Raw genomic sequence first — 21,887 nt, forward strand, 5'->3', positions numbered from 1 at the left:
AAGCCTCCCGTTGGGGGGAGGTGTCCCGTCGCGGTCATTATGGGAATCGCGCCCGATCGTCAAGGAACTTCAGGCGTCTCACGCTCGCGTGATGGGGGCTTCTCCGCGGCGGGCGCAGGCTCCTGCTGCAACAGCCCGGCGGCGTCGGTCACCAGCTTGGCCGCTTCCCGTCGACTAGAGACCTTCAGAATACTGGTCTCTCCGGCCTGCACGACATATTCGCTTCCAATGCGGACGATCGAATATTTCTTCATCTGAAATCCCCAAGCTGCCCAGGCCCCATGGGATACGCGCCCATAGCGGAGACGTTCCGATCCGTAAAATCACGGCCGCGCGCGTAGTTTATCGGTTGTTAACCGGATCGCAGAACCGTGACTACCTGAAGTGTCGTGCAGGAATTCGCTTCAACTTCTTTCCGGTTCGGTCAAAACCGCATGGTCATGCCGACATGGCTGCGGGCAAAACCCAGCCGTTCGTAGAAGCGCTGTGCATCGACGCGGGTATGATGCGTCAGCAATTCGACCACCTTGCAATCCCGCGCGCGGGCTTCCGCCACCGCCCACTGCACCAACTGTTCGCCGATGCCGCGGCTGCGGCAGTGTTTGGCGACGCGGACATCCTCGAGCAGGCCGCGCGAGGTGCCTTGCGAGCTCAGGCCCGGCAGGATGCAGAGCTGCAGGCATCCGACCACGGCGCCCTCTCCGTCCTCGGCGACGACAAGCTGGATATTCGGATCGCGTGTGATCCGTTCGAACGCGGCAAGATAGGACGACGGCAGCGGATCCTCGATCCGCTCCCGGGGGCCACCGAGCGGATCGTCCGCCAGCATGGCGACGATAACGCCGACATCCTCGACGCGGGCAGCACGAATGGCGATCTGTGGCTGGGCAGACATGACGATTTCCGGTGTGGTCAGTGCGCTGACGGGAGCCCGAGGAATTTTTCGGTCTCTCCGATCCAGCGGCGCACCGCGGCGTAGCCGTCGAGGTGAAAGCCGCCCTCATGCGCGAGTCGCGTATAGGCCAGCAGAGATATGTCGGCGAGCGTGACGGCGTCGCCGGCCAGAAACGGCGAGATGGCAAGCTCATGCTCCATCCGCGCCAGCGCCGCATAGCCGCGCTTGACCTTCTCGGGATCGAGATCGGAAGCGGGCTTCTTCAGGTAGAACATCTGAAAGCGGCAGACAGCGATATAAGGCTCATGGCTGTACTGCTCCCAGAACAGCCACTCATCCATCTTGGCTTGCGCGAACGCATCCTGAGGAATGAGGTGCGAGCCGCGCGCGAGATAGCGGATGATGGCATTGGATTGCGCCAGCGAACGGCCGTCTTCGAGTTCGATGGTGGGGACCTGGCCGGCGCCGTTGCGCTTTAGGAATTCCGCTGTGCGCGTCTCGCCCTTGAGCGTATCGACCGCAATCCAGCTGTAGGGCAATGCGAGGTGATCGCAAACCCACTTCACCTTCAGGCAATTTCCGGAACTGGTATCGCCGTAGACCTTCATGCGCTGCCACCCTCGTTGGGGCGGCAGTGCAACAGGCGGCGGCAGATCTGTCAACGGCGACGGGACGGCGCCGCGACGAAATCAGAACTTGTAACCGAGACCGGCGCGGACGGTGTTGATGCTGGTGTCGACCGACGAGGCGAAGCGCACGTATTCCCATTCAGCGCGCATGAACAGACCCGACAGCAGCATGATTTCGGTGCCGAGACCGACCGAATAGCCGTAGATCAAATGGGCGTACTGGCCGTCGGTAGCGCTGATGTCGAACGGCACGTTCTGAAATCCAGGCGCGGCCGCTGGATTGACCTGAGTACCGAACACGCGAGCGGTGCGAATGATATCGGCCTGCCCCAGCGCGATGCCGCCGAACAAATAGGGCAGGAACGGACCGTAGGCGTAGCCGCCGCGCATGCGAAGCGTGCCCATGTCGGAAATATTCATACGCGCGGTGCCTTCATAGGTGACGGCGTCCGTGTACCCGGAAGGAAGCGTGAAGAAGCGCGACATGCTGCCGGTCTGCGATCCGCCGAACTTGCCGTGCGTGTAGTTGATCTCAAGGCCGACGACAGTGTCGGTCCACTGCCAGTTGTAGCCGACGAACCCGCCGAACCCGCTGCCGTGCACCGAGACTTTTCCCATCACCGGCCATTCTGAGATCCGCTGGACTTGCTCCATCTCCAGGCCGTCCATGAGGCGCGCCGCCACGTTTCTCGTCGCACCCGCGAAGTTCATGTTGGAGGTGCCATAGGCGCCATGTGCGCCGATATAGGCGCCCTGCCAGTTCACGGCATTCACGCCCTCAGTGAAGCTGCCGCGAAGTATCGGCAGGTCCGGCATATCGGCCGCCTGGGCGACGCTCGCCGCTCCCCACATCGCAGCCACCAGCAACAATCGACGCATCGCAACGCTCCATCGGACACTCTGAAACTTGCACTGATCATCGCCCGTTAACCTTAACCAATCGTTGTCATGGACATTGTTTCGGCGCGATCTCGTCCGAAAGCCGCCAAACATTTTGCGCGCACGCAACTCGCGCTTCGGCAGACGACAAAAGCAAACGGCGCGGGAAATGCCCGCGCCGTTCGGCAACCGTTAAGGAATGGAAGTCGCGATTAACCTTTGCGGATCATCGGCGGCGGCGGCGCATAAACCTGCGGGCTGGTCAGATCCCAGCGCACGCCGAGCTTCAGATCATGCGAGGTGATGTTCTTGAAGGTCATCGGGTTGTTGATGTTGTTGACGCCATCGAAGGTGCGGAGATCGCCGGTCACGCCGTCGCCCATGTCGAGATAGCGGTAAGCGAGTTCGACGGTAAAGTTCGGCGTCACCTTGTAGGCAAGACCGGCATGCGCCGCCCAGGCGAAATTCCACCTGGCGGCGTCGGCGCCATAGGCGAGACCCGGCAGCGCGCCGCCACCATTGTTAGCAATGCTCTGGTCGGTGAAGCCGTTGATCGCGACGCGCGCGCCGCCGACGCCGGCGCCGATGAACGGAGTGACGCACCACCAGGTGCCTAGATCGACGTAGGCGTTGGCGAGAACGACCCATTCGCTCTTGGTGGCGTGATAGGTATCGGTGCCGACGCCACCCGTATAGGTAATGCGATCGGTGCCGAAGAACTGCGAGTTGCCACGGTACTCACCGGTCGCGTCAGCGCGGAACCAGTTGTTGACCTTGTAACCGACGCCGACGCCGAAAATGCCGGCGGTGTTGAAGCTGTTTCTCTGCACCGAAGAAGTGAGCGTGGAATCGAGCGCGTTGTTCAGACGATCGACGCGCTGGTTGGAAAAGCCGATGTCGCCGCGCAGATACCAGCCACCGAAATCCTCGACGACGGGGGACGCATACGGCGGAGGCGCAATCGCCATGTCGGCGGCAAACGCTGCGTGGGACAACAATGTCACCGCGCCGGCGGCAATGAAAAACTTAACGCTACGCATTGGGCTCGTCCTTTTGTCCGGTGAGGCTTGCTCCAAACGGCCCCACTTGAAAATTCACGGACGGACGATGCCATCAAATGTTTAAGCGGCGCTTAACCCTAATTATTAAGGTTGACAATGTCTGACTTTTTTCTCGCGACGTTATTTCCGGCGTGAATCGCCGCGTTTCCAAAACGCGAGAATGTCAGAAACGGCTCATATCCTAACGATGTATTGCAGAAGATACACCGCCGTCCTGCGGTTAAGGTTTCGTTGAGAGAGTCGGCATCGCCCGGCTTCGCGTAAGCCGCACGCACTCAGCGTGCGTGCTTCGGCATCTTCGGCAGGAACACCGCGAGCAGTCCCAGCGCGGGCAGAAACGCGCAAAGGTGATAGACAAAGGCGATGCCGGTGTGGTCGGCGAGCCTGCCGAGCACGGCGGCGCCGAGCCCGCCGATGCCAAAGGCGACGCCGAAGAACACGCCGGAGATCATTCCGAAGCGGTGCGGCATCAATTCCTGCGCGAACACGATGATCGAGGAAGTCGCCGATGAGAGGATGAGGCCGATGAACACGGTGAGAACCGCGCTTCCGACCAGACCCGCATAGGGTAGCGCCAGCGTGAACGGCAGCGCGCCGAGGACCGAGAACCAGAGGACGTATTTACGGCCGTAGCGATCGCCGAGCGGCCCGCCGAAGAACGCTCCCGCCGCGTTGGATGCGAGGAAGATGAAGAGATAGAGCTGGGCCGCCTGCGTCGAGACCTGAAATTTTTCGATCAGGTAGAAGATGTAGTAGCTCGACAGGCTGGAGACGTAGAGCTGCTTGGAGAACAGCAGCGCGACCAGCACCGCAAGCGCGATTTTCACACGCCGTGAATCCGGGTGGTCCGGATGCCGCTCGACCGCCGCGGACGTCCTCGTCACGATCTGCGGCCTGTACCAGATGCCGATCCGCCACAGGATCACGATTGCCAGAAACGCGATCGACGAGAACCACGCGATGCTTGGCTGGCCGAACGGCACCACGATCAGCGCCGCCAGCACCGGCCCCATCGACGTGCCAAAACTGCCGCCGAGTTGGAACACCGATTGCGCAAAGCCATACCGCCCACCCGAGGCGAGCCGCGCGATCCGCGCCGACTCCGGATGGAACACCGCCGAGCCGAGGCCGACCAGCGCGGCCGCGATCAGGATGATGGGATAGAAATGCGCGACACTCAGCAGCAGCAGGCCGAAAAAGGTAAAGCCCATACCGATCGCCAGCGAGAACGGTTGCGCCTTTTTGTCGGTGAAATGCCCGACCACCGGCTGCAGCAGCGACGCCGTGAACTGGAACGCCAGTGTGATCATGCCGATCTGGCCGTAGTCCAGCGCGTAGGCGTCCTTCAGGATCGGATAGACCGAGGCGATCAACGACTGCATGGTGTCGTTGAGGAAATGCGAGAAGCTAATACACGCCAGCACGACATAGGCCGGCCCCGTGGCCGCCGCTTGGGCGGCGAGGCCCGGCGCCGCTTCCTGCACGATCACCGGCGCGGTCGCAGTCTCCTCCGAAACGATGACGGGCTTGTTCAAGGGCGCATTCCCGGAAAGAACGGCAGACAGGCAATGCCTGTCGTTCTACGGCGCGGCCATCCTCGCCACCAGCATCAATAGCTTATGCCTGCGATGCGTTGCCGCGGCAGCGGTCGCCCGTGCCGTTCTATCGTGATGAAGCCGGCTTACGCCGCCGCGGCGTGGCCCAGCGCGTTGACGATCTGGTCGACGACGTCCTCGACCAGCACGCGGTCGTCGCCCTCGCCCATCACGCGGATCACGGGCTCGGTGCCGGACGAGCGGACCAGCAGCCGGCCATGGCCGTTGAGGCGATTTTCGCCGTCCGATATCGCCGATTTCACTTCGGCATGGTCGAGCGGCTTGCCGGAGCGGTAGCGCACGTTCTTCAGGATTTGCGGCAGCGGATCGAAGCGGCGGCAGACTTCCGACACCGGGCGGCCGAGTTTTTGCACCACCGCCAGCACCTGCAGCGCGGCGACGAAGCCGTCGCCAGTCGTGGCGTAGTCGGACAGGATAATATGGCCCGACGGTTCGCCGCCGAGATTATAGCCCTGCTTGAGCATCTGCTCGAGCACGTAGCGGTCGCCGACCGGCGTGCGCACCATGCCGATGCCCTGCCCTTCGAGGAAGCGCTCCAACCCGAGATTGGACATCACGGTGGCGACGATGCCGGGCTTGGCGAGACGGCCGTCTTCCTTCCAGCTTTGCGCGATCACCGCCAGCAACTGGTCGCCGTCGACCACGTGGCCGCGCTCGTCGACCAGGATCACGCGGTCTGCGTCGCCGTCGAGCGCAATGCCGATGTCGGCGCGCATCTCGCGCACCTTCTTCGCCAGCGCTTCCGGCGCGGTCGAGCCGCATTCCTTGTTGATGTTGAAGCCGTCGGGCTCGACGCCGATCGCGATCACGTCGGCGCCCAGTTCCCACAGCGCTTCCGGCACCACCTTGTAGGCCGCGCCGTGCGCGCAATCGATCACGACGCGCAGGCCGTCGAGCGACAGCTCGCGTGGCAGCGTGCGCTTGGCGAACTCGATGTAGCGGTCATGTACGCCGTCGATGCGGCGGGCGCGTCCAAGGCTGGCGCTCTGCGCGAGGCGGCGGTCGATCGGCTCGTCGAGCAACAGCTCGATCTGCTTCTCGACGTCGTCGGACAATTTGAAACCCTGCGGTCCGAACAGCTTGATGCCGTTGTCCTCGAACAGGTTGTGCGAAGCCGAAATCATCACGCCGAGATCGGCGCGCATCGACTTGGTCAGCATCGCGACCGCCGGTGTCGGCATCGGGCCGAGCAGCAGCACGTCCATGCCGACCGAGGTGAAGCCGGCCACCATGGCGTATTCGATCATGTAGCCGGAGAGCCGCGTGTCCTTGCCGATGACCACGCGGTGACGATGCTCACCGCGCTGAAACACCAGCCCGGCCGCCTGTCCCACCTTGAGTGCGAGCTCCGGCGTGATCAGACCATTGGCACGGCCCCGAATCCCGTCGGTACCGAAATATTTGCGGCTCATGTTACCCCCAGCCATCCCGGGATCCGCCAACCAGGCTGCGAATCGCCGAACGCCCTCGATCAATTACCGGCGGTTATAGTCCCTCGGCGGCCAGGATGGCTTCAAAAAATATGATGAATCATTACGGCCCGACGGCGGCGCTCACCCGTCATTGCATTGATATTGCTCGATCTTTAGCCGATCGACGGACCGAAGACCGGATCCCGCTAGCCGCGCCGCGGGACGCAGTGGTCCGCTTTGGAGGGCGGCGGCTGGGTAACACCGACCGGATCGGACCCCGGAAAAGTCTCCTCCAGCCGCTCCTCTAGAGCGTCCTCGAGCCGGCGATTGTCCTCACGGTCGGCCCGGGCCGGTGTCGACAGGGGCAGCGATGCACGATCCGGTCATGGCTCTATCCTCCTGTCGGGAATGGCCAGCGGAATGCGTGCAGATGCGATTTGGCTGACCATCCAACCATGCTAGATGACAGCGCAGCGAAGAAGGCTAGGAAGGGCCGGGACGTCCATGAAGCACATCACCTGCATTGAGGATCTGCGCCAGTTGCACAAGCGCCGGGTTCCCAGGGCGTTTTTCGACTACGCCGACCGCGGCTCCTACACCGAGGACACGCTGCGCGCCAATTCCGAGGATCTGGCGCAGATCAAGTTCCGCCAGCGCATCCTGGTCGACGTCTCCCGGCGCGATCTCTCCACCACGATCCTCGGCGAGCCCGCGGCGATGCCGCTGATCCTCGCCCCCGTCGGCCTGCTCGGCATGCAGCATGGCGACGGCGAGATACACGCCTGCCGCGCCGCGCAGGCCGCCGGCATTCCCTTCACCCAGAGCACGATGTCGATCTGCTCGATCGAGGATATTGCAGCCAGCGTCGACAAGCCGTTCTGGTTCCAGCTCTACGTGATGAAGGACCGCGGCTTCATCAAGGCGCTGATCGAGCGCGCCATCGCAGCCAAATGCTCGGCGCTGGTATTGACCGTCGATCTGCAGGTGATCGGCCAGCGCCACCAGGATATCAAGAACGGCATGACCGTGCCGCCGGAATGGTCGCTGTCGAAACTGCTCGACTTCGCCAGCAAGCCGTCATGGGTCGCCGGTGTGCTGCGCGGCAAGCGCCGCAGCTTCGGCAACATCGTCGGCCACGTGAAAGGCACCGAGGATCTCACCAAACTGTCGGAATGGACGGCGTCGCAGTTCGACACCTCGCTGAACTGGAAGGACATCGACTGGATCCGCTCGATCTGGCCGGGCAAGCTGATCCTGAAAGGCATTCTGGACGTCGAGGACGCCGAGCTCGCCGCAAAAACCGGCGCGCAGGCGATCGTCGTCTCCAACCATGGCGGCCGTCAGCTCGACGGCGCGCCGTCGTCGATCGAAGTGCTGCCGGAGATCGTCGACACCGTCGGCGCGCAGATGGAGATCATGTTCGACGGCGGCATCCGCTCCGGCATGGACGTGGTGCGCGCGCTCGCGCTCGGCGCCAAATCCTGCATGATCGGCCGCGCCTACGCCTATGGCCTCGGCGCGGGCGGGCAAGAGGGCGTCGCCAAGGCGCTCGATATTCTGTCGAAGGAAATGCTTACAACGATGGGATTGTGCGGCGTGAACACGGTCGCCGAGATCGACGATAATCTGCTGGCGGTGTAGCTGACTTCCCTTCTCCCCTTGTGGGAGAAGGTGGCGGACGCAGTCCGCCGGATGAGGGATTCTCTCAACAAGCAGGACTCGCTGCGAGAACCCCTCACCCGTCTCGCCGCCGCTTCGCGGCAGCGATCCACCCTCTCCCACAAGGGGAGAGGGTAAGAAAAGACCATCACATCGGCGGCGTGAGCCCGTCGCGGCCGACATTGATGCGGGCGGCTTCGATTGTGCCGTCGTCTTTCTTCACCGCGGCCACAATGATGATCTTCGCGCCGGGCTTCAGCTCAGACTTGTCGCTGGCGACGAAGGTGACGATCGGCGTATCCGGCGGCACCACGACCTTCTTTTCACCGTCCTTGTATTTGACCAAAATGTTCTGGCCGTCGGTGCCCTTTACCGTCTGCGCGACGGTGGCGTTGGTCATGGTCGAGTTCGGCCGCAGATCCCAGGGACGAAAACCTTCCGACGCGCCGCGCTGGCTTTCCGGGAAAATATGCACCGCCACCGCCTTCTGGGTGCCGTCGGGCTCCGGCACGCCGGTGACGCCGATATAGGAGCCTTCCCTGATCTCGGACAACTCTGTCTTCACGACGGCGAAGACCGCGACATTGTCGGTGACGCGCACCTTGATGTCGACGCCCTCACGCGACTTGATCGACAGCATGGGCAGGTCTACCGCCTCGATGGTGCCGCGAATACGGACCGTCGGCGGCTGCTGCGCGATGGCACAAAGCGTTGAGCCGGCGATCATCGCGACGGCGGCTAGCGAGCGAACGAGTTGAAGGGAACTGACGGACATGGCGGGTGGTCTCCGGTTTCGGCACTAACCTAACCATTGACCCCGGTCTTTCGGAAAAATTCCGGCTCAAGTCTCCGCGACCAACCGATCAGCTATTCATGAGGTCGGCCTCAACCAAGGCACGAAGTTCCAAGGTCACTTCGGGCCGCCGGCCGAACCACAATTCAAAACCGCGCACCGCCTGGTGCAGCAGCATGCCGAGCCCGTCGGCCGTCTTCAGGCCGCGGGCGCGGGCGGCGGCGAGCAGCGGGGTTTCGAGCGGCACGTAGACATTGTCGGCGACGACGGCGTGCGAAGGCAGCCGCGCGACATCGATTTCCAGCGGCGGCTGCCCCTTCATGCCGAGCGAGGTCGTATTCACCAGCAGGCCTGCGCGCGGCAGCAACCCGCCGATTGCATCCCACGCCACGGGGACGACGCGCGCGCCAAACTGATCGGCCAGCGCCTGCGCGCGCGCAACGGTGCGGTTGGCGAGATGCACGCGCTGGATGCCGCGATCGAGCAGGCCGAACAGCACGGCGCGCGACGAGCCGCCGGCACCGAGCACCAGCGCATCCTCGGCACCGTCCCAACGGGGCGCACAGTCGTCGAGATTGTTGATGAATCCTTCGACGTCGGTGTTGGTCGAGCAGAGTTCGCCATTCTCGAACCACAAGGTATTGGCCGCGCCGACCGCACGCGCCCGCGCATCCGGCTTCGACAGCGCCAGCGCGCGCTCCTTGTGCGGAATGGTGACGTTGGCCCCGACGAAACCGCGCAGCGACAGCCGCAACAGGAAATCCTTGAACTCGTCGGGCGGCACCGCCTCGATGACATAACCGCCTTGGATCCCCAACGTCCGCAGCCAGTAATGATGGATCAGCGGCGAACGCGAATGCGCGGCCGGCCATCCGATCAGGCACGCGGCGGGGGGTTTTGTGGCACTCGTCATATCCGTCACATCGGACAAGCGGCGGGCGCTGTCAATGACCATGGTCCGAGGACCATGATCATCGACGCCTCACAAGGCCCGTCTCACGCCGCCACCCGGTGCGCGGCGATGATCTGGTCGGCGGCGCGGCCGGTGACTTCGGCCATGCGGTCGAACGATCGCGTAAAACTGCCGGCGCCGGCGGTGGCGGAGCGCAATTCGACGATCAGGTCGCCGATCTCGGCTTCCGGCATGGTGGCGCGGACACAGTCCCAGCCCGGCCAGTTCTCGCGGGTGTCGAAGCCGAGGATCTGGCCGCGCCGCGCCGACAGGATGGCGTTGATCTTCGCCGTGGCTTCCGTCGGGCAGACGATCTCCACCATGTGGATCGGCTCCAGCAGCACCGGCTGGCACTGCGGCAGCGCCTCGCCCATGCCGATCCGCGCCGCCGTGCGGAAGGCGAGATCGGAGGAATCGACGCTGTGATAGGAGCCGTCCGTCAGCGTGACGTGAAGGTCGATCACCGGGAAGCCGAGCGGCCCCCGTGCGAGGCTGTCGACCACGCCCTCCTCGACCGCGCCGATATAATTGCGCGGCACCGCACCGCCGACGACTCTTTCGTGAAACGCGAAGCCGCTCCCGCGCGGCATCGGCTTGACCTCGAGCACGACGTCGCCGAACTGGCCGTGGCCGCCGGATTGCTTCTTGTGGCGGCCGCGCTGAGTGGCCGATTTGCGGATGGTCTCCTGATAGCCGATCGCCGGCGGCTGCGATTTGACGTTGACGCCAAAGCGGTCCTTGAGCCGTTCCAGCGCGACGCGCAGATGCATCTCGCCCTGCCCCCATAGCACGATGTCATGGGTTTGCGGATTGTGGATCATCGTCAGCGACGGGTCCTCCTCGTTCAGCCGCAGCAGCGCCTGGCCGAGCTTGACGTCGTCCTTGCGGTCGATCGCCGACAGCGACAACGCCAGCACCGGCGGCGTCGGCTCGACCTTCACCAGCGATGCCGGCGCGGTCTTGCCGCTGGACAGCGTATCGCCGGTCTTGATCGCCTCGAGCTTGCCGAGCGCGATGGTGTCGCCGGCCTCGGCGGCGGCCCGCTTGGTGTCGTGGCCGCCGCTCACCGCGAGAATGCCGGAAACACGCCCGGCCTCGCCGGAGGAAGATTGCAACGTCGCGCCGTCATCGAGATGGCCGGCGAGCAGCCGTGTCAGTGACAGCTTGCCGCCGTGCTGCAGATGCAACGTCTTGAACACATAGGCCAGCGCTTCCTTTTGCGCGGACACGCCGAGCCGCTTTGCTGTCTCGGCCACGCCGGGTGATTCGTGCCGCAGCGCTTTCATCAGCCGCAGCACGCCGTGCTCACGATTCGCCGCCCCCAGCAGCACCGGGCAGATCAGGCCCTCGCGCAATTCGCGCGCGAGATCGTCGAACACCGCGTCGCGCGGCGGTTGGATGTCTTCCAGCAGTTGCTCCATCAGCGCGTCATCGTGATCGGCTAGCTTTTCCAGCATCGAGAAGCGCGCTTCCTTCTCGCGGTCGAGATTGCCGCCTTCCAGCGCAATCACTTCTGAAGGCTTGTGTTCGCGATAGACAAAGGCGCGCTCCAGCGCGAGATCGACAAAGCCTTCGATCAGATCGCCGTTCCAGATCGGGATCTGGCGCAGCACCAGCGGCACGCGCGAGGCGGGCTGCAACGTCGCCAGCGTTTCGCGGATGCGCTTGTTGGCGCGGTCGATCTTGTTCAGGAACAGGAAACGGGGAATGCCGAGATCTTCCAGCTCGCGCAGGATGATCTGCAGTTGCGGCAGCTTCTTCTCGTCCGCCTCGCAGACCACGACCGCGGCATCGACCGCGGGCAAGGCGGCGCGCATGTCGTGCGCGAACTCGATCGAGCCGGGACAATCGATAAAAGTGTAGCTGTCGCCCATGAAATTGGTGGTGGCGGCGGAGAGGCCGACGCCCATCTTGTGGTGGCGCGCCTCGGGGCTGGCGTCGCCGACGGAGGTTCCGGCATCGACGCTGCCGGCACTCTTGATGGCCCCTGTCCGGGCCAGGATCGCTTCGAGGAGTGTGGTTTTACCGCTCTGGAAAGGGCCCACCAGTGCAATGCACCGTGGACCGCGGGGACTTCTGACGTCTTGTCCCATTGCCGCCTCCTGATCTCTGGAGCTCGGCCCGTGATTGGGTCGGCGACTGCCAATGCTCCGCCTGTAGCGACGATTTGGCAAGCGGGAAAAATTCGCTGCGTTGCGAGGTAAGAGAAGGGCCCGATGCCGTCATGGCGATCAGCGCCGTTGGTTTAGCTTCGCAACGAAGGAGGAGCTTCAGGCAAGAGCACAGCAACACCAACATTGCCGATCCGGCAGCAAGGCTGACGCCTTGTTCCCGATACAGTGCGTGAGCGTGGCAAAAGCGCGGGGCGCACCAGCACATAACCGCACTCTTTCGGGCTACAATTCTAATACCGGCGGCCGGAACAGTCATCAATGAAGTCGGCAACGAGGCTCGATATCTCAGCCGGCCGTTCCAGGCTCGGCAGATGGGCTACGCCCACCAACTGATGACCCGATCCATTCGGCATTGTTGTTGCGATATGGCGGGACCGCTGCTGAACATGCGGGAAATCGAGATCACCCCAGATTACGAGCGATGGCACCGCTATCTCGCCTAGACGCTGGAAGGCGTATACGACGTCAAGGCTCGACCCGACCGGCGGCGACCGCAGCACAATGCCATGCATGTCGAGGAACAGCCGACGCGCCTCTCCGGTGACACGCCCCTCGGGCTGCAATGGGCCATCGAGCAAATGGTGCGCTCTGATCGCGTTCACACGATCGAGGTCGCCGGCTCGTTCGGCATCCTTTAGCCTGGCCATCTGCGCCTCGATCTCGGGTGAACGGACCGGCTCCGGCGCGCCGCTCACGTTGGGCGCGATGAGAACGAGCGCGCGAACACGATGTGGATGCAAAAGCGCGGCGTCGAGCGCGATCTGTCCACCCTGCGAACATCCGACCAGGACGATCGGCGCACCGTCTCCTGCGGCATCGATCACCGCCATCAAATCCGCGACCGAGGAAAAGCCCTCCTTTTCCGCGCGCGTCTCGCCAAAGCCCCGCCGATCATAGGCGATCGCGCTGTGGCGTGCGCCGACGGCATCCAGTTGCGCGCGCCACATGCGGCTGTCGCAGACCGCCGCATGCAGAAAGACGACGAGGTCGCCATCACCGAAGACCGTTGCGGCTAACCTCGCACGGCCGGACACAATCTCATGAGTTGAGTGCATGCTTCATGCTAACCGGTGCCAGAGGCACCGGCCAGCAAGCAGCCCGGGTGCACGCAACGGGATGCGCGGAAAAAGAACGCGCATTGCTTCACTACCGTCCCGGCCGCAACTCCAGGCTTTCCAGTCCGGCGGCAATGCTGATGCCGATCTGGCCCTGCACGCTGAGCGGCTGCAGCGCGATCGAGTTGGCGGAGCCGCCGACCAGCACGTTGCCGCCGACGCCGACGCCGAGCGTCGCGCTGCCCTGCGCGCCGACATAATTGCCGGAGAGGTCGCCCGGCCCGAGGCGGGCCACAGGCGCGAACACGCCCCAGGCCAGCGCCGATTCCTGGGTGATGCCGATATCGAGCCCCACTTTACGGATGGTCGCGATGTAGCGGTCCTCTGGCATCCCGTCGGAGCGCAGCACACAGCCGAGATTGGTGACGGAACCGACGATGAAGCCGATGCTGGCGCCGCCGCGGCACTCCAGCACGCCTACCTGCACGCGCTGCATCTGCTGCGCGGATGCGCCGCCAATCGACGAAGCCAGCGTGGCAAGCGAGGCAACGGCTAGGATGAGGAAACGACCCATGAAGTAATCTCCGGCTGGAAAAGTGATGCGAGCAGAGAAACGAAAAAGGCGCGCCGTGCCCGCGGCGCGCCTTTTCTATGCCACAACATCAGAGGCCCTGCCAGATCAACCCGGACGAGTAACGCCTACCCCATACGCAAAAAGGCCCGCTGGCGCGGGCCTTTTCCTTAACGTGCAATCCTCAGCCGCGGCGGTGATGCCGGCGATGGTGGTGGCGGCGCGGGGCGATTTCCACCGGCTGCAGTTCGAGGCCGGCAATGCCGGCGGCGACGTTCAGGCCGGTCTGGCCCTGCACGCTGAGCGGCTGCAGCGCATAGGCATTCGAAGGCCCGCCGACCAGGAAGTTGCCGCCGCCGCCAATTCCGATCGACGCATTGGCGCCGACGCCGCCATAGCTGCCGGCGAGTTCGCCGCGGCCAAGCCGGGTGTTCGGCGCATTGACGGCCCAGGACAACTGCGTCTGCGCGGTGACGCCGAGATCAAGACCGATGCGCTGCACCTTGGCGATGTAGGGTTCGGGCCGGCGGCCGTCGCTGCGGAACACGCATTCGAGGCTGGTCACCGAGCCGACCACGAAGCCGACATTCTGGCCGCCCTGGCACTGCAGGATGCCGGCGCGAACCGCAGGCGCCGCGCTGGCGGTCGCGATCGGCGCCATCAGCGCGAGCGTGGCGAATGTCATTGTCAGAAGGCGCATGTGTCCCGGTCTCCGCATGTTGATGAACAAAATTCAGCGGGCGGACAGGATGGAAGCGCCGTGTCGAAAACATGGCGCTTCCTCAAAAAAGATGGCGCTTTGGAAAGAAGCGATCAAAACATCGCGAGTTTCACGCGCGTGTGATGCGACCCTTGTTCCACGTTTTTCTTTGCGCAACGAAAAGCCGTCCCGCATGGCGTGCGGAACGGCTCGGTTACAGATTTCTTCTTACCGCAGATTGCCGCAGAAGCGCTGGATGCGCTTGCAGGCCTCTTCGAGATCGGAGGTCTTGGTCGCGTAGGAAATCCGGAACGCCGGGCCGAGCCCGAACGCCGAACCCTGCACGACGGCGACGCCTTCGCTCTCCAGCAACTCGGTGACGAAATCCTCGTCATTGGCGATCACCTTGCCGGACGGCGCGGTCTTGCCGATGGTGCCGGCGCAGGACGGATAGACGTAGAACGCGCCCTCCGGCCGCGGACATTCGATGCCCTTGGCCTGGTTCAGCATCGAGACCACGAGATCGCGGCGCTCCTTGAACACCTTGTTGTGCGCAGGGATGAAGTCCTGCGGACCGTTCAGCGCCTCCACCGACGCCCACTGCGCGATCGACGACGGGTTCGAGGTCGACTGCGACTGGATCGTCGCCATCGCCTTGATCAGTTCCGCCGGGCCGCCGGCATAGCCGATGCGCCAGCCGGTCATGCAATAGGCTTTTGAGACGCCGTTCACCGTCAGGGTGCGCTCGTAGAGTTTCGGCTCGACCTGCGCGGGCGTGGCGAACTCGAAGTCGTCATAGACGAGATGCTCGTACATGTCGTCGGTCATCACCCAGACATGCGGATGCTTCACCAAGACATCGGTGATCGCCTTCAGCTCGGCGCGGGTATAGGCGGCGCCGGTCGGGTTCGACGGCGAGCACAGGATGATCCACTTGGTCTTCGGCGTGATCGCCTTTTCGAGATCCTCGGGCCGCAGCTTGAAGCCGCTGGAGGCCGGGCACACCACCGGCACGGATTCACCGCCCGCCAGCGCCACCATCTCGGGATAGCTGACCCAATACGGCGCCGGGATGATCACCTCGTCGCCGGGATTGATGGTCGCCATCAGCGCATTGTAGAGCACCTGCTTGCCGCCGGTGCCGACGATGATCTGGTTCGGCTTGTAGGTCAGGCCGTTCTCGCGCTGGAATTTCGCGATGATGGCTTCCTTCAGCTCGGGAATGCCGCCGACGTCGGTGTACTTGGTCTTGCCGGCCTCGATGGCGTGGATCGCCGCCAGCTTGATGTTGGCGGGCGTGTCGAAATCCGGCTCGCCGGCGCCGAGGCCAATGACGTTGCGCCCCGCCGCTTTCAGCGCGCGCGCTTTATCCGTGACCGCGATCGTCGCGGACGGCTTCACACGGGCGAGCGAGGCGGACAGGAAGGGCATCATCATCTCCTGGCAAACGTCGTGACCACAGGAATTCACGACTTTTTTTGATGGTAACGCCGCACCCTAAGGTGCTGTGCGCTGCATCGCAAGAAGCTTGGCCGGATACGGGGCGAAACTTTGGGGAACACGCCGCCCTGCTCGGTGCGATCGGAGCAATATCGGCGCAATATTCGTAAAGATCCGCTCTGAATTGACGTATCGGAGAAGGACCGGAAGGCTGACGCTTCGGCGGGAGAGCGATCAGGAGCAGCAGCTGCCAAAGAGGCCGCTCTACCCCCGCGAGCGATAGAAAAGGTTCACACCTCTTCGATCGGCTGACTCAAGGTCGGACATTCGCACCCCGATTCGATGTCGCGCGATATCGAAGGCTTGATGCTGTCTGCCTGTCTGCTCTCATCCATGTGATGCCAGCGTCATGGCATAACGTACTGCGCGCGTGCAGTGCAGTAGAGGTTTTCGACTTTTTCCATTCCGCAGGCCTTGCGACGCATTCGTATCGGCATCATTGTTTAGCCGCGTTGCGGCGCGAGAGCTTCCGCTGATCGCCCACGGCGTGTGCCCCTCGACCGAGTGACCCCAACGACGATGTACAAGCTCTATTCGATGCAGCGCTCCGGCAACAGCTACAAGGTCCGCCTTGCGCTGGCGCTGCTCAATGCGCCGTATCACGCCATCGAAGTCGATATCCTCCGCGGCGAAAGCCGCACGCCGGAGTTTCTGGAGAAGAACCCGAGCGGACAGGTGCCGCTGCTGGAAGTCGCCGACGGGCGCTACCTCGCCGAGTCCAACGCCATCCTCTGGTATGTCTGCGGCGGCACCTCGCTGGCGCCGGAGTCGCGCGTCGAGCGCGCCGAAGCGCTGCAATGGATGTTCTTCGAGCAGCACGCGCTCGAGCCCAATATCGGCGCCGCCTATTTCTGGCTGTCGCTGGTCAAGGGCGGACGCGACCTGCAGACGCATGCGCTGGAGGACTGGATGGAGCGCGGCTATGCGGCGCTGCAGGTGATGGAAAACCATCTCAAGACCCGCGCCTATTTCGCCGCCGGGCAGCTGACGGTCGCCGACATCGCGCTGTACGGCTACACCCATGTCGCCGACCGCTGCGACTATGATCTCGCAACCTTCCCCGCCATCCGCGCCTGGCTGCGCCGGGTCGAGCAGACCCCCGGCTTCGTCACCATGGAATGGCGGCCGGCAGAGGTCGACGATCAGGCCGGCATCACCGCTGGCGCATAGTCACTGCTTTTTTCCACTCACATTCGCGCGAGCAGGCGGGCAATAGTTAACAATAGTGGGCATAAGCACCTATTTTGTTAACCTTTGCCCTGATCTCGCCATTTTCAGCCTCTGGTCGCCGCAATGTTGCCGGTGATCGCTGCAAGATGCCGGTGTCGCGTGAGTCGCGGTGATTCGTCGGGTGGTACAAGGATTTAAGCCTATGATGCGGTTATCCGGCGCAGTCGGCTTCGATAGTAGCCGAACGCCCGTCACTTCTTCCCGGTTGTCTGCTGCCATCGCTACATCGCTTGCGATCGGCACGCTGTCGCTTTGCCTGGTGGTCACACTGACGGTGCTGTCGATCAGGGCCACCGTCGCGATGCCCATGCCCTGACGGTTTCGGCTCAAATTCGCATCGTTTTGCGTTATTGGCGAATACGCGATGATCAACATCGCGACGGGATGAGCATGAAGACACCTGTCGGCCTGGTCACCGTCGCGCTGGCGGTCGCCACCCTGCTTGCCGCGACGTTCCTGATCGCCACCGGCACGCGCGGCCAGGCGCCCGCATTCGGCTCGTCGGCCGGCGAACTCGAAGTGCGCACCGTTGCGCGCGGCCTCGCCAATCCCTGGGCGATTGCATTCCTGCCCGACGGCACCATGCTGGTGACCGAGCGACCGGGCCGCATGCGCATCGTCACCAGCGAAGGACAGGTTTCGCCGCCCCTCAAGGGCGTGCCCGAGGTGTGGGCGTCGGGCCAGGGCGGCCTGCTCGACGTCGCCGCCGACAAGGCCTTTGCGCAGAACAGAACGATCTATTTTTGCTTCGCCGAGCGAGCCGACGGCGGCGGACGCACCGCCCTCGCGCGCGCCAAACTCGACAGCGGCAATAGCGGGCTCGACGAGGTCAAGATCATCTTCCGCCAGCAGGGACCGCTGTCGTCGGGCAATCACTACGGTTGCCGCATCGCGCAGGCCGAGGACGGCAATCTGTTCGTGACGCTCGGCGATCATTTCGCCTATCGCGACAAAGCGCAGAGCCTCGACAATCACCTCGGCAAGGTGATCCGCATCGCCCCCGACGGATCGGTGCCCGCGGGCAACCCGTTCGCCGGCCGCGCCGACGCCAAGCCTGAGATCTGGAGTTTCGGCCATCGCAACCCGCAGTCGCTAGCGATCCATCCGGCGTCAGGCGAACTCTGGGAGATCGAGCACGGCCCGCGCGGCGGCGACGAGGTCAACCTGATCGGCAAGGGCAAAAATTACGGCTGGCCGGTGATCGGCTACGGCATCGATTATTCCGGCGCGAAGATCCACGACGCCACGGCCAAAGACGGCATGGAGCAGCCGCTGAAATACTGGGTGCCGTCGATCGCGCCGTCGGGCATGGCCTTCTATACCGGAAAACTGTTTCCGAAATGGGACGGCAGCCTGTTCACCGGCGCGCTGCGCGGCGCCATGCTGGTGCGGTTGACGCTGAACGGCAATGCCGTGACATCAGAGGAACGTATGCTGCAAAACCTGAACGAGCGCATCCGGGACGTCCGCCAGGGGCCGGACGGCGCGCTGTGGCTGCTGACCGACAGTTCGAACGGACGCGTGTTGCGGGTGGCGCCGGCCGCGAAGTGACCGCGGCGGCTATGGCCGCCGCTGCCGGCTCATCCCCATTTGTGGAAAATCAGAAACGCGCCGATCGAAATGAAGAGAAAACCCAGCGCGTGATTCCACCCCAGGGGCTCCTTCAGATAGAGCACCGAGAATCCGGCGAACACGACCAACGTGATCACCTCCTGCATGGTCTTGAGCTGCGCCGCCGAATAGACCGCGCTGCCCCAGCGGTTGGCGGGCACCGCCAGCCAGTATTCGAAAAAGGCGATGCCCCAGCTCGCCAGCACGACGATCGGCAGGGCATTCTCCTTGAATTTCAGATGGCCGTACCAGGCAAACGTCATGAAGACGTTGGACGCGAGCAGCATCAGAATCGGCAATAGCGTCGGAGAAACGGTGGGCATCGATGTCCTCGTTAAATAATGCGCAGCTTTCAATCGCAGGGGTCGGCCCCCGTTCCCGACTTCGATAGCATTTGATTTCAAAAATACGAAAATACGCTGCGACGCGACAACGCCCGCTTAAGACTGGCGGCGAAAAGGCGTGCACGTTCGTAACAATCGGGCATGCTTGTGCCTTAATCCCGCCAAGCGACGAGTACGGCATGCGGTTCAACTGGCGCGCAATCTCCGGTCCGGTTCTGACGACAGTGACGGCGCTGGCCGCGTTCCTGCTCGACCGGCACATCGCCGGCGTTCCCAATCCGGCGCCGCTTTTCGTCTGCATCGTAGCCCTTGCCGCCTCGACCAGCGGCATCGCTTCCGGCATGGTCAGCGCCGCCATTTCAGTGGCGGCTTCCGCGCTGTTCTTCATCAACCACCGCACCACGCCCGGTTACGATCCATCGGACCTGGCGCGCATCGGGCTGCTGGCGGCGACGGCGGGCGGCACCGCGCTGATCACCGGGCTTCTCCGGCAGAAATGGGTCGACGCCTTTGCGTGGGAGACCAAGCATCACGCCACCGCCGACCGCCTGTCGACCGCGCTCGATCAGGTCGATATCGGCATCGTGCTGCTCGACGCCGACACCCGCGCCGAATTCATCAACCGCGCCTTCCGCGACTATTTCGCGCTGTCCGACGAGCAGGCCGACGGCAAGCCGCCCCTCATTGCGCTGATGTATCACGGTCGCGACACCGGCGCCTGGCAATTGCCGGAGGACGAACTGGACGCGTTCATCGCCAAGCGCACCGAGATGATCCGGGCCGGCGATTCCACACCGATCAACATCAACCTCGCCAACGGACAGGTGCTGCGCTTCATTTGCACGGCGCTCCCCGATGGCGGGCGCATGCTGAGCTATACGCCGGTCACCGACCTCGTTCGCCACAACGACGATCCCGGCAGCGGCGACTATTATCGCGCCCTGCGCGACAGCCCCCGCAGCCTCGCCAGGCCACTCGGCGCCGCGCACTAGCGGCGGTACGCCGCGCTGCATGCGACGTTGATCCCCTCCTGCCAAGTCTGTAGGAATCAACGCGCGTCGCGACGCGCTCCTCATGCCAACGGAAATCACGCAAATGCCCGGCGACCTCACCATCCGCTTCGTCACGCGCAATGACTATGCGCAATGGCTGCCGCTGTGGGACGGCTACAACGAATTCTACGGCCGCTCTGGCCCGACCGCGCTGGCGCCCGAGATCACTGCGATGACGTGGGCGCGCTTCTTCGATGCCTACGAGCCGGTGCACGCGCTGGTCGCCGACAGCGGCGGCGAGCTGCTCGGGCTGACGCATTACCTGTTCCACCGGTCCACGACCATGATCGAACCGAACTGCTATCTGCAGGATCTGTTCACGAATGCCGGGGCGCGAGGCAAGGGCGTCGGCCGCGCCTTGATCAACGGCGTCTACACACAGGCCAGGCTTGCCGGAGGATCGCGCGTTTATTGGCAGACGCACGAGACCAACCACACCGCGATGCGGCTTTACAACAAGGTGGCGGACCGCTCCGGCTTCGTGGTCTACCGCAAGCTGCTCTGAGCCGATTTCGCAGGACGGCTGGATCGCGCCGCCTGTGGATAAGTCCGGATGTCACGGCTGCGTAACAAAGCGCGGATAGGTTGCGGGTGCGCCTGATCAGGCCCCCCGTCTCAGGTCACGCGCCCCCAAGCGGCCCCCGTCAGTCGCCGCATTCTGACCGGGGCCGCATCCTTTTGTGCCGCATGGCTGCCAAGCGTTGCCGTCGCGGACTCCGCTGCTTGCCGGGTGAGCCGGCGCGGGCCACAATAGCCTCTCGCCGCGACCATCCCACAGGATCTATCCATGCAAATTCGTAACCTCGGCGGCTCCGGCCTGCGCGTTTCCGCCGTCGGCCTCGGCTGCAACAATTTCGGCCAGCGCACCGACCTGGAAACCTCGCGCAAGGTGATCCACAAGGCGATCGACCTTGGCATCACGCTGTTCGACACCGCCGACATCTATGCCGGCATGGGCGGCTCGGAGACCGTGCTGGGCACCGTGCTCGGCGACCGCCGCAAGGACATCGTGCTGGCGACGAAATATTCCAAACCCATGAGCAACGACGGCACCAAGCAAGGCGCCTCGCGCCGCTACATCATGTCCGCGGTTGAAGCCAGTCTGACGCGGCTGAAGACCGACTACATCGATCTCTACCAGCAGCACGACTACGACCCGCTGACGCCGATGGAAGAGACGCTGCGCGCGCTCGACGATCTCGTCCGCCAGGGCAAGGTGCGCTACATCGGCAACTCGAACTTTCCGGCCTGGCGCATTGCCGAAGCCGAGATGCTTGCGCGCCAGATGAACGTCAGCCGCTTCGTTTCCTGCCAGGACGAATACAGCCTCGTGGTGCGCGGCATCGAAAAGGATCTGCTGCCGGCCGCCACCGAATACAAGCTCGGGCTGTTGCCGTTCTTCCCGCTGGCGAGCGGACTCCTGACCGGCAAATACAAGCGCGGCGCCGACGCGCCCGCCGACACCCGCTTTGCCAAAGCCCCGGCACTGAAGGACCGCTACGTCACCGCGCGCAACGAAGACATCGTCGAAAAGCTGCAAGCCTTCGCGCAGGCCTGCGGCCATAGCATGCTGGAGCTGGCGTTCTCGTGGCTGGCCGCTCGCCCGCAAGTCGCAAGCGTCATCGCCGGCGCCACCCGCGTCGAGCAGGTCGAGCAGAACGTGAAAGCGATCGGCTGGGCACTGAGCGCGGAGGAGATGGCAGAGGTGGACAAGATCACGAAGTGAATCTCGTTCGCCGTCGTCCCGGCCTTCC

At 63.8% G+C, this 21,887-nt stretch carries 22 protein-coding genes; 7 read left to right on the top strand and 15 right to left on the bottom strand.

The window, feature by feature from the left end; translation table 11 throughout:
- Positions 1-59: 59 nt before the first annotated feature.
- From QUH67_RS29535 to glmM, 7 genes are all read right to left on the bottom strand, one after another.
- A complete protein-coding gene (locus QUH67_RS29535) occupies positions 60-254 on the bottom strand; it encodes a hypothetical protein (protein ID WP_300943019.1) in 195 nt (64 codons plus the stop codon).
- Positions 255-424: 170 nt separating this feature from the next.
- A complete protein-coding gene (locus QUH67_RS29540) occupies positions 425-895 on the bottom strand; it encodes a GNAT family N-acetyltransferase (RefSeq protein ID WP_300943020.1) in 471 nt (156 codons plus the stop codon).
- Positions 896-912: 17 nt separating this feature from the next.
- Complete coding sequence (locus QUH67_RS29545) at positions 913-1,503, bottom strand: glutathione S-transferase family protein (RefSeq protein WP_300943021.1); 591 nt, start codon at positions 1,501-1,503, stop codon at positions 913-915.
- Positions 1,504-1,584: 81 nt separating this feature from the next.
- Entirely contained in the window at positions 1,585-2,403 is an 819-nt protein-coding gene (locus QUH67_RS29550) for an outer membrane protein (protein WP_300943022.1), read from the bottom strand.
- 212 nt (positions 2,404-2,615) lie between these two features.
- Positions 2,616-3,443 (bottom strand): outer membrane protein, encoded by an 828-nt coding sequence (locus QUH67_RS29555; protein ID WP_300943023.1) that lies wholly within the window; start codon positions 3,441-3,443, stop codon positions 2,616-2,618.
- 296 nt (positions 3,444-3,739) lie between these two features.
- Positions 3,740-4,999 (bottom strand): MFS transporter, encoded by a 1,260-nt coding sequence (locus QUH67_RS29560; protein WP_300943024.1) that lies wholly within the window; start codon positions 4,997-4,999, stop codon positions 3,740-3,742.
- 146 nt (positions 5,000-5,145) lie between these two features.
- Positions 5,146-6,492 (bottom strand): phosphoglucosamine mutase, encoded by a 1,347-nt coding sequence (glmM, locus tag QUH67_RS29565; RefSeq protein ID WP_300948216.1) that lies wholly within the window; start codon positions 6,490-6,492, stop codon positions 5,146-5,148.
- Positions 6,493-6,996: 504 nt separating this feature from the next.
- On the opposite strand from glmM, the gene QUH67_RS29570 reads away from it, so the two are divergent.
- Positions 6,997-8,133, top strand: a complete 1,137-nt coding sequence (locus tag QUH67_RS29570) for an alpha-hydroxy acid oxidase (protein WP_300943025.1) — start codon at positions 6,997-6,999, stop codon at positions 8,131-8,133.
- 166 nt (positions 8,134-8,299) lie between these two features.
- On the opposite strand, the gene QUH67_RS29575 is transcribed toward QUH67_RS29570, so the two are convergent.
- The 7 genes from QUH67_RS29575 to QUH67_RS29605 form a co-directional block, all read right to left on the bottom strand.
- Positions 8,300-8,878: a hypothetical protein gene (locus tag QUH67_RS29575; protein ID WP_300948217.1), complete on the bottom strand. Its 579-nt coding sequence runs from the start codon at positions 8,876-8,878 to the stop codon at positions 8,300-8,302.
- Positions 8,879-9,014: 136 nt separating this feature from the next.
- Positions 9,015-9,857 carry a shikimate dehydrogenase gene (locus tag QUH67_RS29580; RefSeq protein ID WP_300943026.1) on the bottom strand — a complete coding sequence of 281 codons (843 nt, stop codon included), beginning with the start codon at positions 9,855-9,857 and terminating at the stop codon, positions 9,015-9,017.
- An 83-nt stretch (positions 9,858-9,940) separates the two neighbouring features.
- On the bottom strand, positions 9,941-11,989 hold the full coding sequence (locus QUH67_RS29585) for an elongation factor G (RefSeq protein ID WP_300943027.1): 2,049 nt from the start codon (positions 11,987-11,989) through the stop codon (positions 9,941-9,943).
- 311 nt (positions 11,990-12,300) lie between these two features.
- Positions 12,301-13,104 (bottom strand): alpha/beta fold hydrolase, encoded by an 804-nt coding sequence (locus tag QUH67_RS29590; protein ID WP_300943028.1) that lies wholly within the window; start codon positions 13,102-13,104, stop codon positions 12,301-12,303.
- 112 nt (positions 13,105-13,216) lie between these two features.
- Positions 13,217-13,699 carry a DUF992 domain-containing protein gene (locus QUH67_RS29595; protein ID WP_300943029.1) on the bottom strand — a complete coding sequence of 161 codons (483 nt, stop codon included), beginning with the start codon at positions 13,697-13,699 and terminating at the stop codon, positions 13,217-13,219.
- Between the two features lie 181 nt (positions 13,700-13,880).
- Positions 13,881-14,396, bottom strand: coding sequence for a DUF992 domain-containing protein (locus QUH67_RS29600; protein ID WP_300943030.1), 516 nt, complete (start codon positions 14,394-14,396; stop codon positions 13,881-13,883).
- 228 nt (positions 14,397-14,624) lie between these two features.
- Positions 14,625-15,827, bottom strand: coding sequence for a pyridoxal phosphate-dependent aminotransferase (locus tag QUH67_RS29605; protein WP_300943031.1), 1,203 nt, complete (start codon positions 15,825-15,827; stop codon positions 14,625-14,627).
- Between the two features lie 588 nt (positions 15,828-16,415).
- On the opposite strand from QUH67_RS29605, the gene QUH67_RS29610 reads away from it, so the two are divergent.
- The 3 genes from QUH67_RS29610 to QUH67_RS29620 all read left to right on the top strand — a co-directional run bounded on the left by QUH67_RS29610 (position 16,416) and on the right by QUH67_RS29620 (position 18,677).
- Positions 16,416-17,066 (top strand): glutathione S-transferase family protein, encoded by a 651-nt coding sequence (locus QUH67_RS29610; RefSeq protein WP_300943032.1) that lies wholly within the window; start codon positions 16,416-16,418, stop codon positions 17,064-17,066.
- Positions 17,067-17,268: 202 nt separating this feature from the next.
- Positions 17,269-17,442, top strand: coding sequence for a hypothetical protein (locus tag QUH67_RS29615; RefSeq protein ID WP_300943033.1), 174 nt, complete (start codon positions 17,269-17,271; stop codon positions 17,440-17,442).
- A 74-nt stretch (positions 17,443-17,516) separates the two neighbouring features.
- Positions 17,517-18,677: a PQQ-dependent sugar dehydrogenase gene (locus QUH67_RS29620; RefSeq protein WP_300943034.1), complete on the top strand. Its 1,161-nt coding sequence runs from the start codon at positions 17,517-17,519 to the stop codon at positions 18,675-18,677.
- Positions 18,678-18,706: 29 nt separating this feature from the next.
- Here QUH67_RS29620 and QUH67_RS29625 read toward each other — a convergent pair whose 3' ends face one another.
- A complete protein-coding gene (locus QUH67_RS29625) occupies positions 18,707-19,060 on the bottom strand; it encodes a DMT family protein (RefSeq protein ID WP_300943035.1) in 354 nt (117 codons plus the stop codon).
- A gap of 200 nt (positions 19,061-19,260) precedes the next feature.
- On the opposite strand from QUH67_RS29625, the gene QUH67_RS29630 reads away from it, so the two are divergent.
- The 3 genes from QUH67_RS29630 to QUH67_RS29640 all read left to right on the top strand — a co-directional run bounded on the left by QUH67_RS29630 (position 19,261) and on the right by QUH67_RS29640 (position 21,859).
- Positions 19,261-20,073, top strand: coding sequence for a PAS-domain containing protein (locus QUH67_RS29630; RefSeq protein WP_300943036.1), 813 nt, complete (start codon positions 19,261-19,263; stop codon positions 20,071-20,073).
- Positions 20,074-20,176: 103 nt separating this feature from the next.
- Complete coding sequence (locus QUH67_RS29635; RefSeq protein ID WP_300943037.1) at positions 20,177-20,638, top strand: GNAT family N-acetyltransferase; 462 nt, start codon at positions 20,177-20,179, stop codon at positions 20,636-20,638.
- A 282-nt stretch (positions 20,639-20,920) separates the two neighbouring features.
- On the top strand, positions 20,921-21,859 hold the full coding sequence (locus QUH67_RS29640; protein WP_300943038.1) for an aldo/keto reductase: 939 nt from the start codon (positions 20,921-20,923) through the stop codon (positions 21,857-21,859).
- The last annotated feature ends 28 nt before the right edge of the window (positions 21,860-21,887 follow it).

The organism is Bradyrhizobium roseum (genome assembly GCF_030413175.1).
Classification (GTDB): Bacteria; Pseudomonadota; Alphaproteobacteria; order Rhizobiales; family Xanthobacteraceae; genus Bradyrhizobium; species Bradyrhizobium roseum.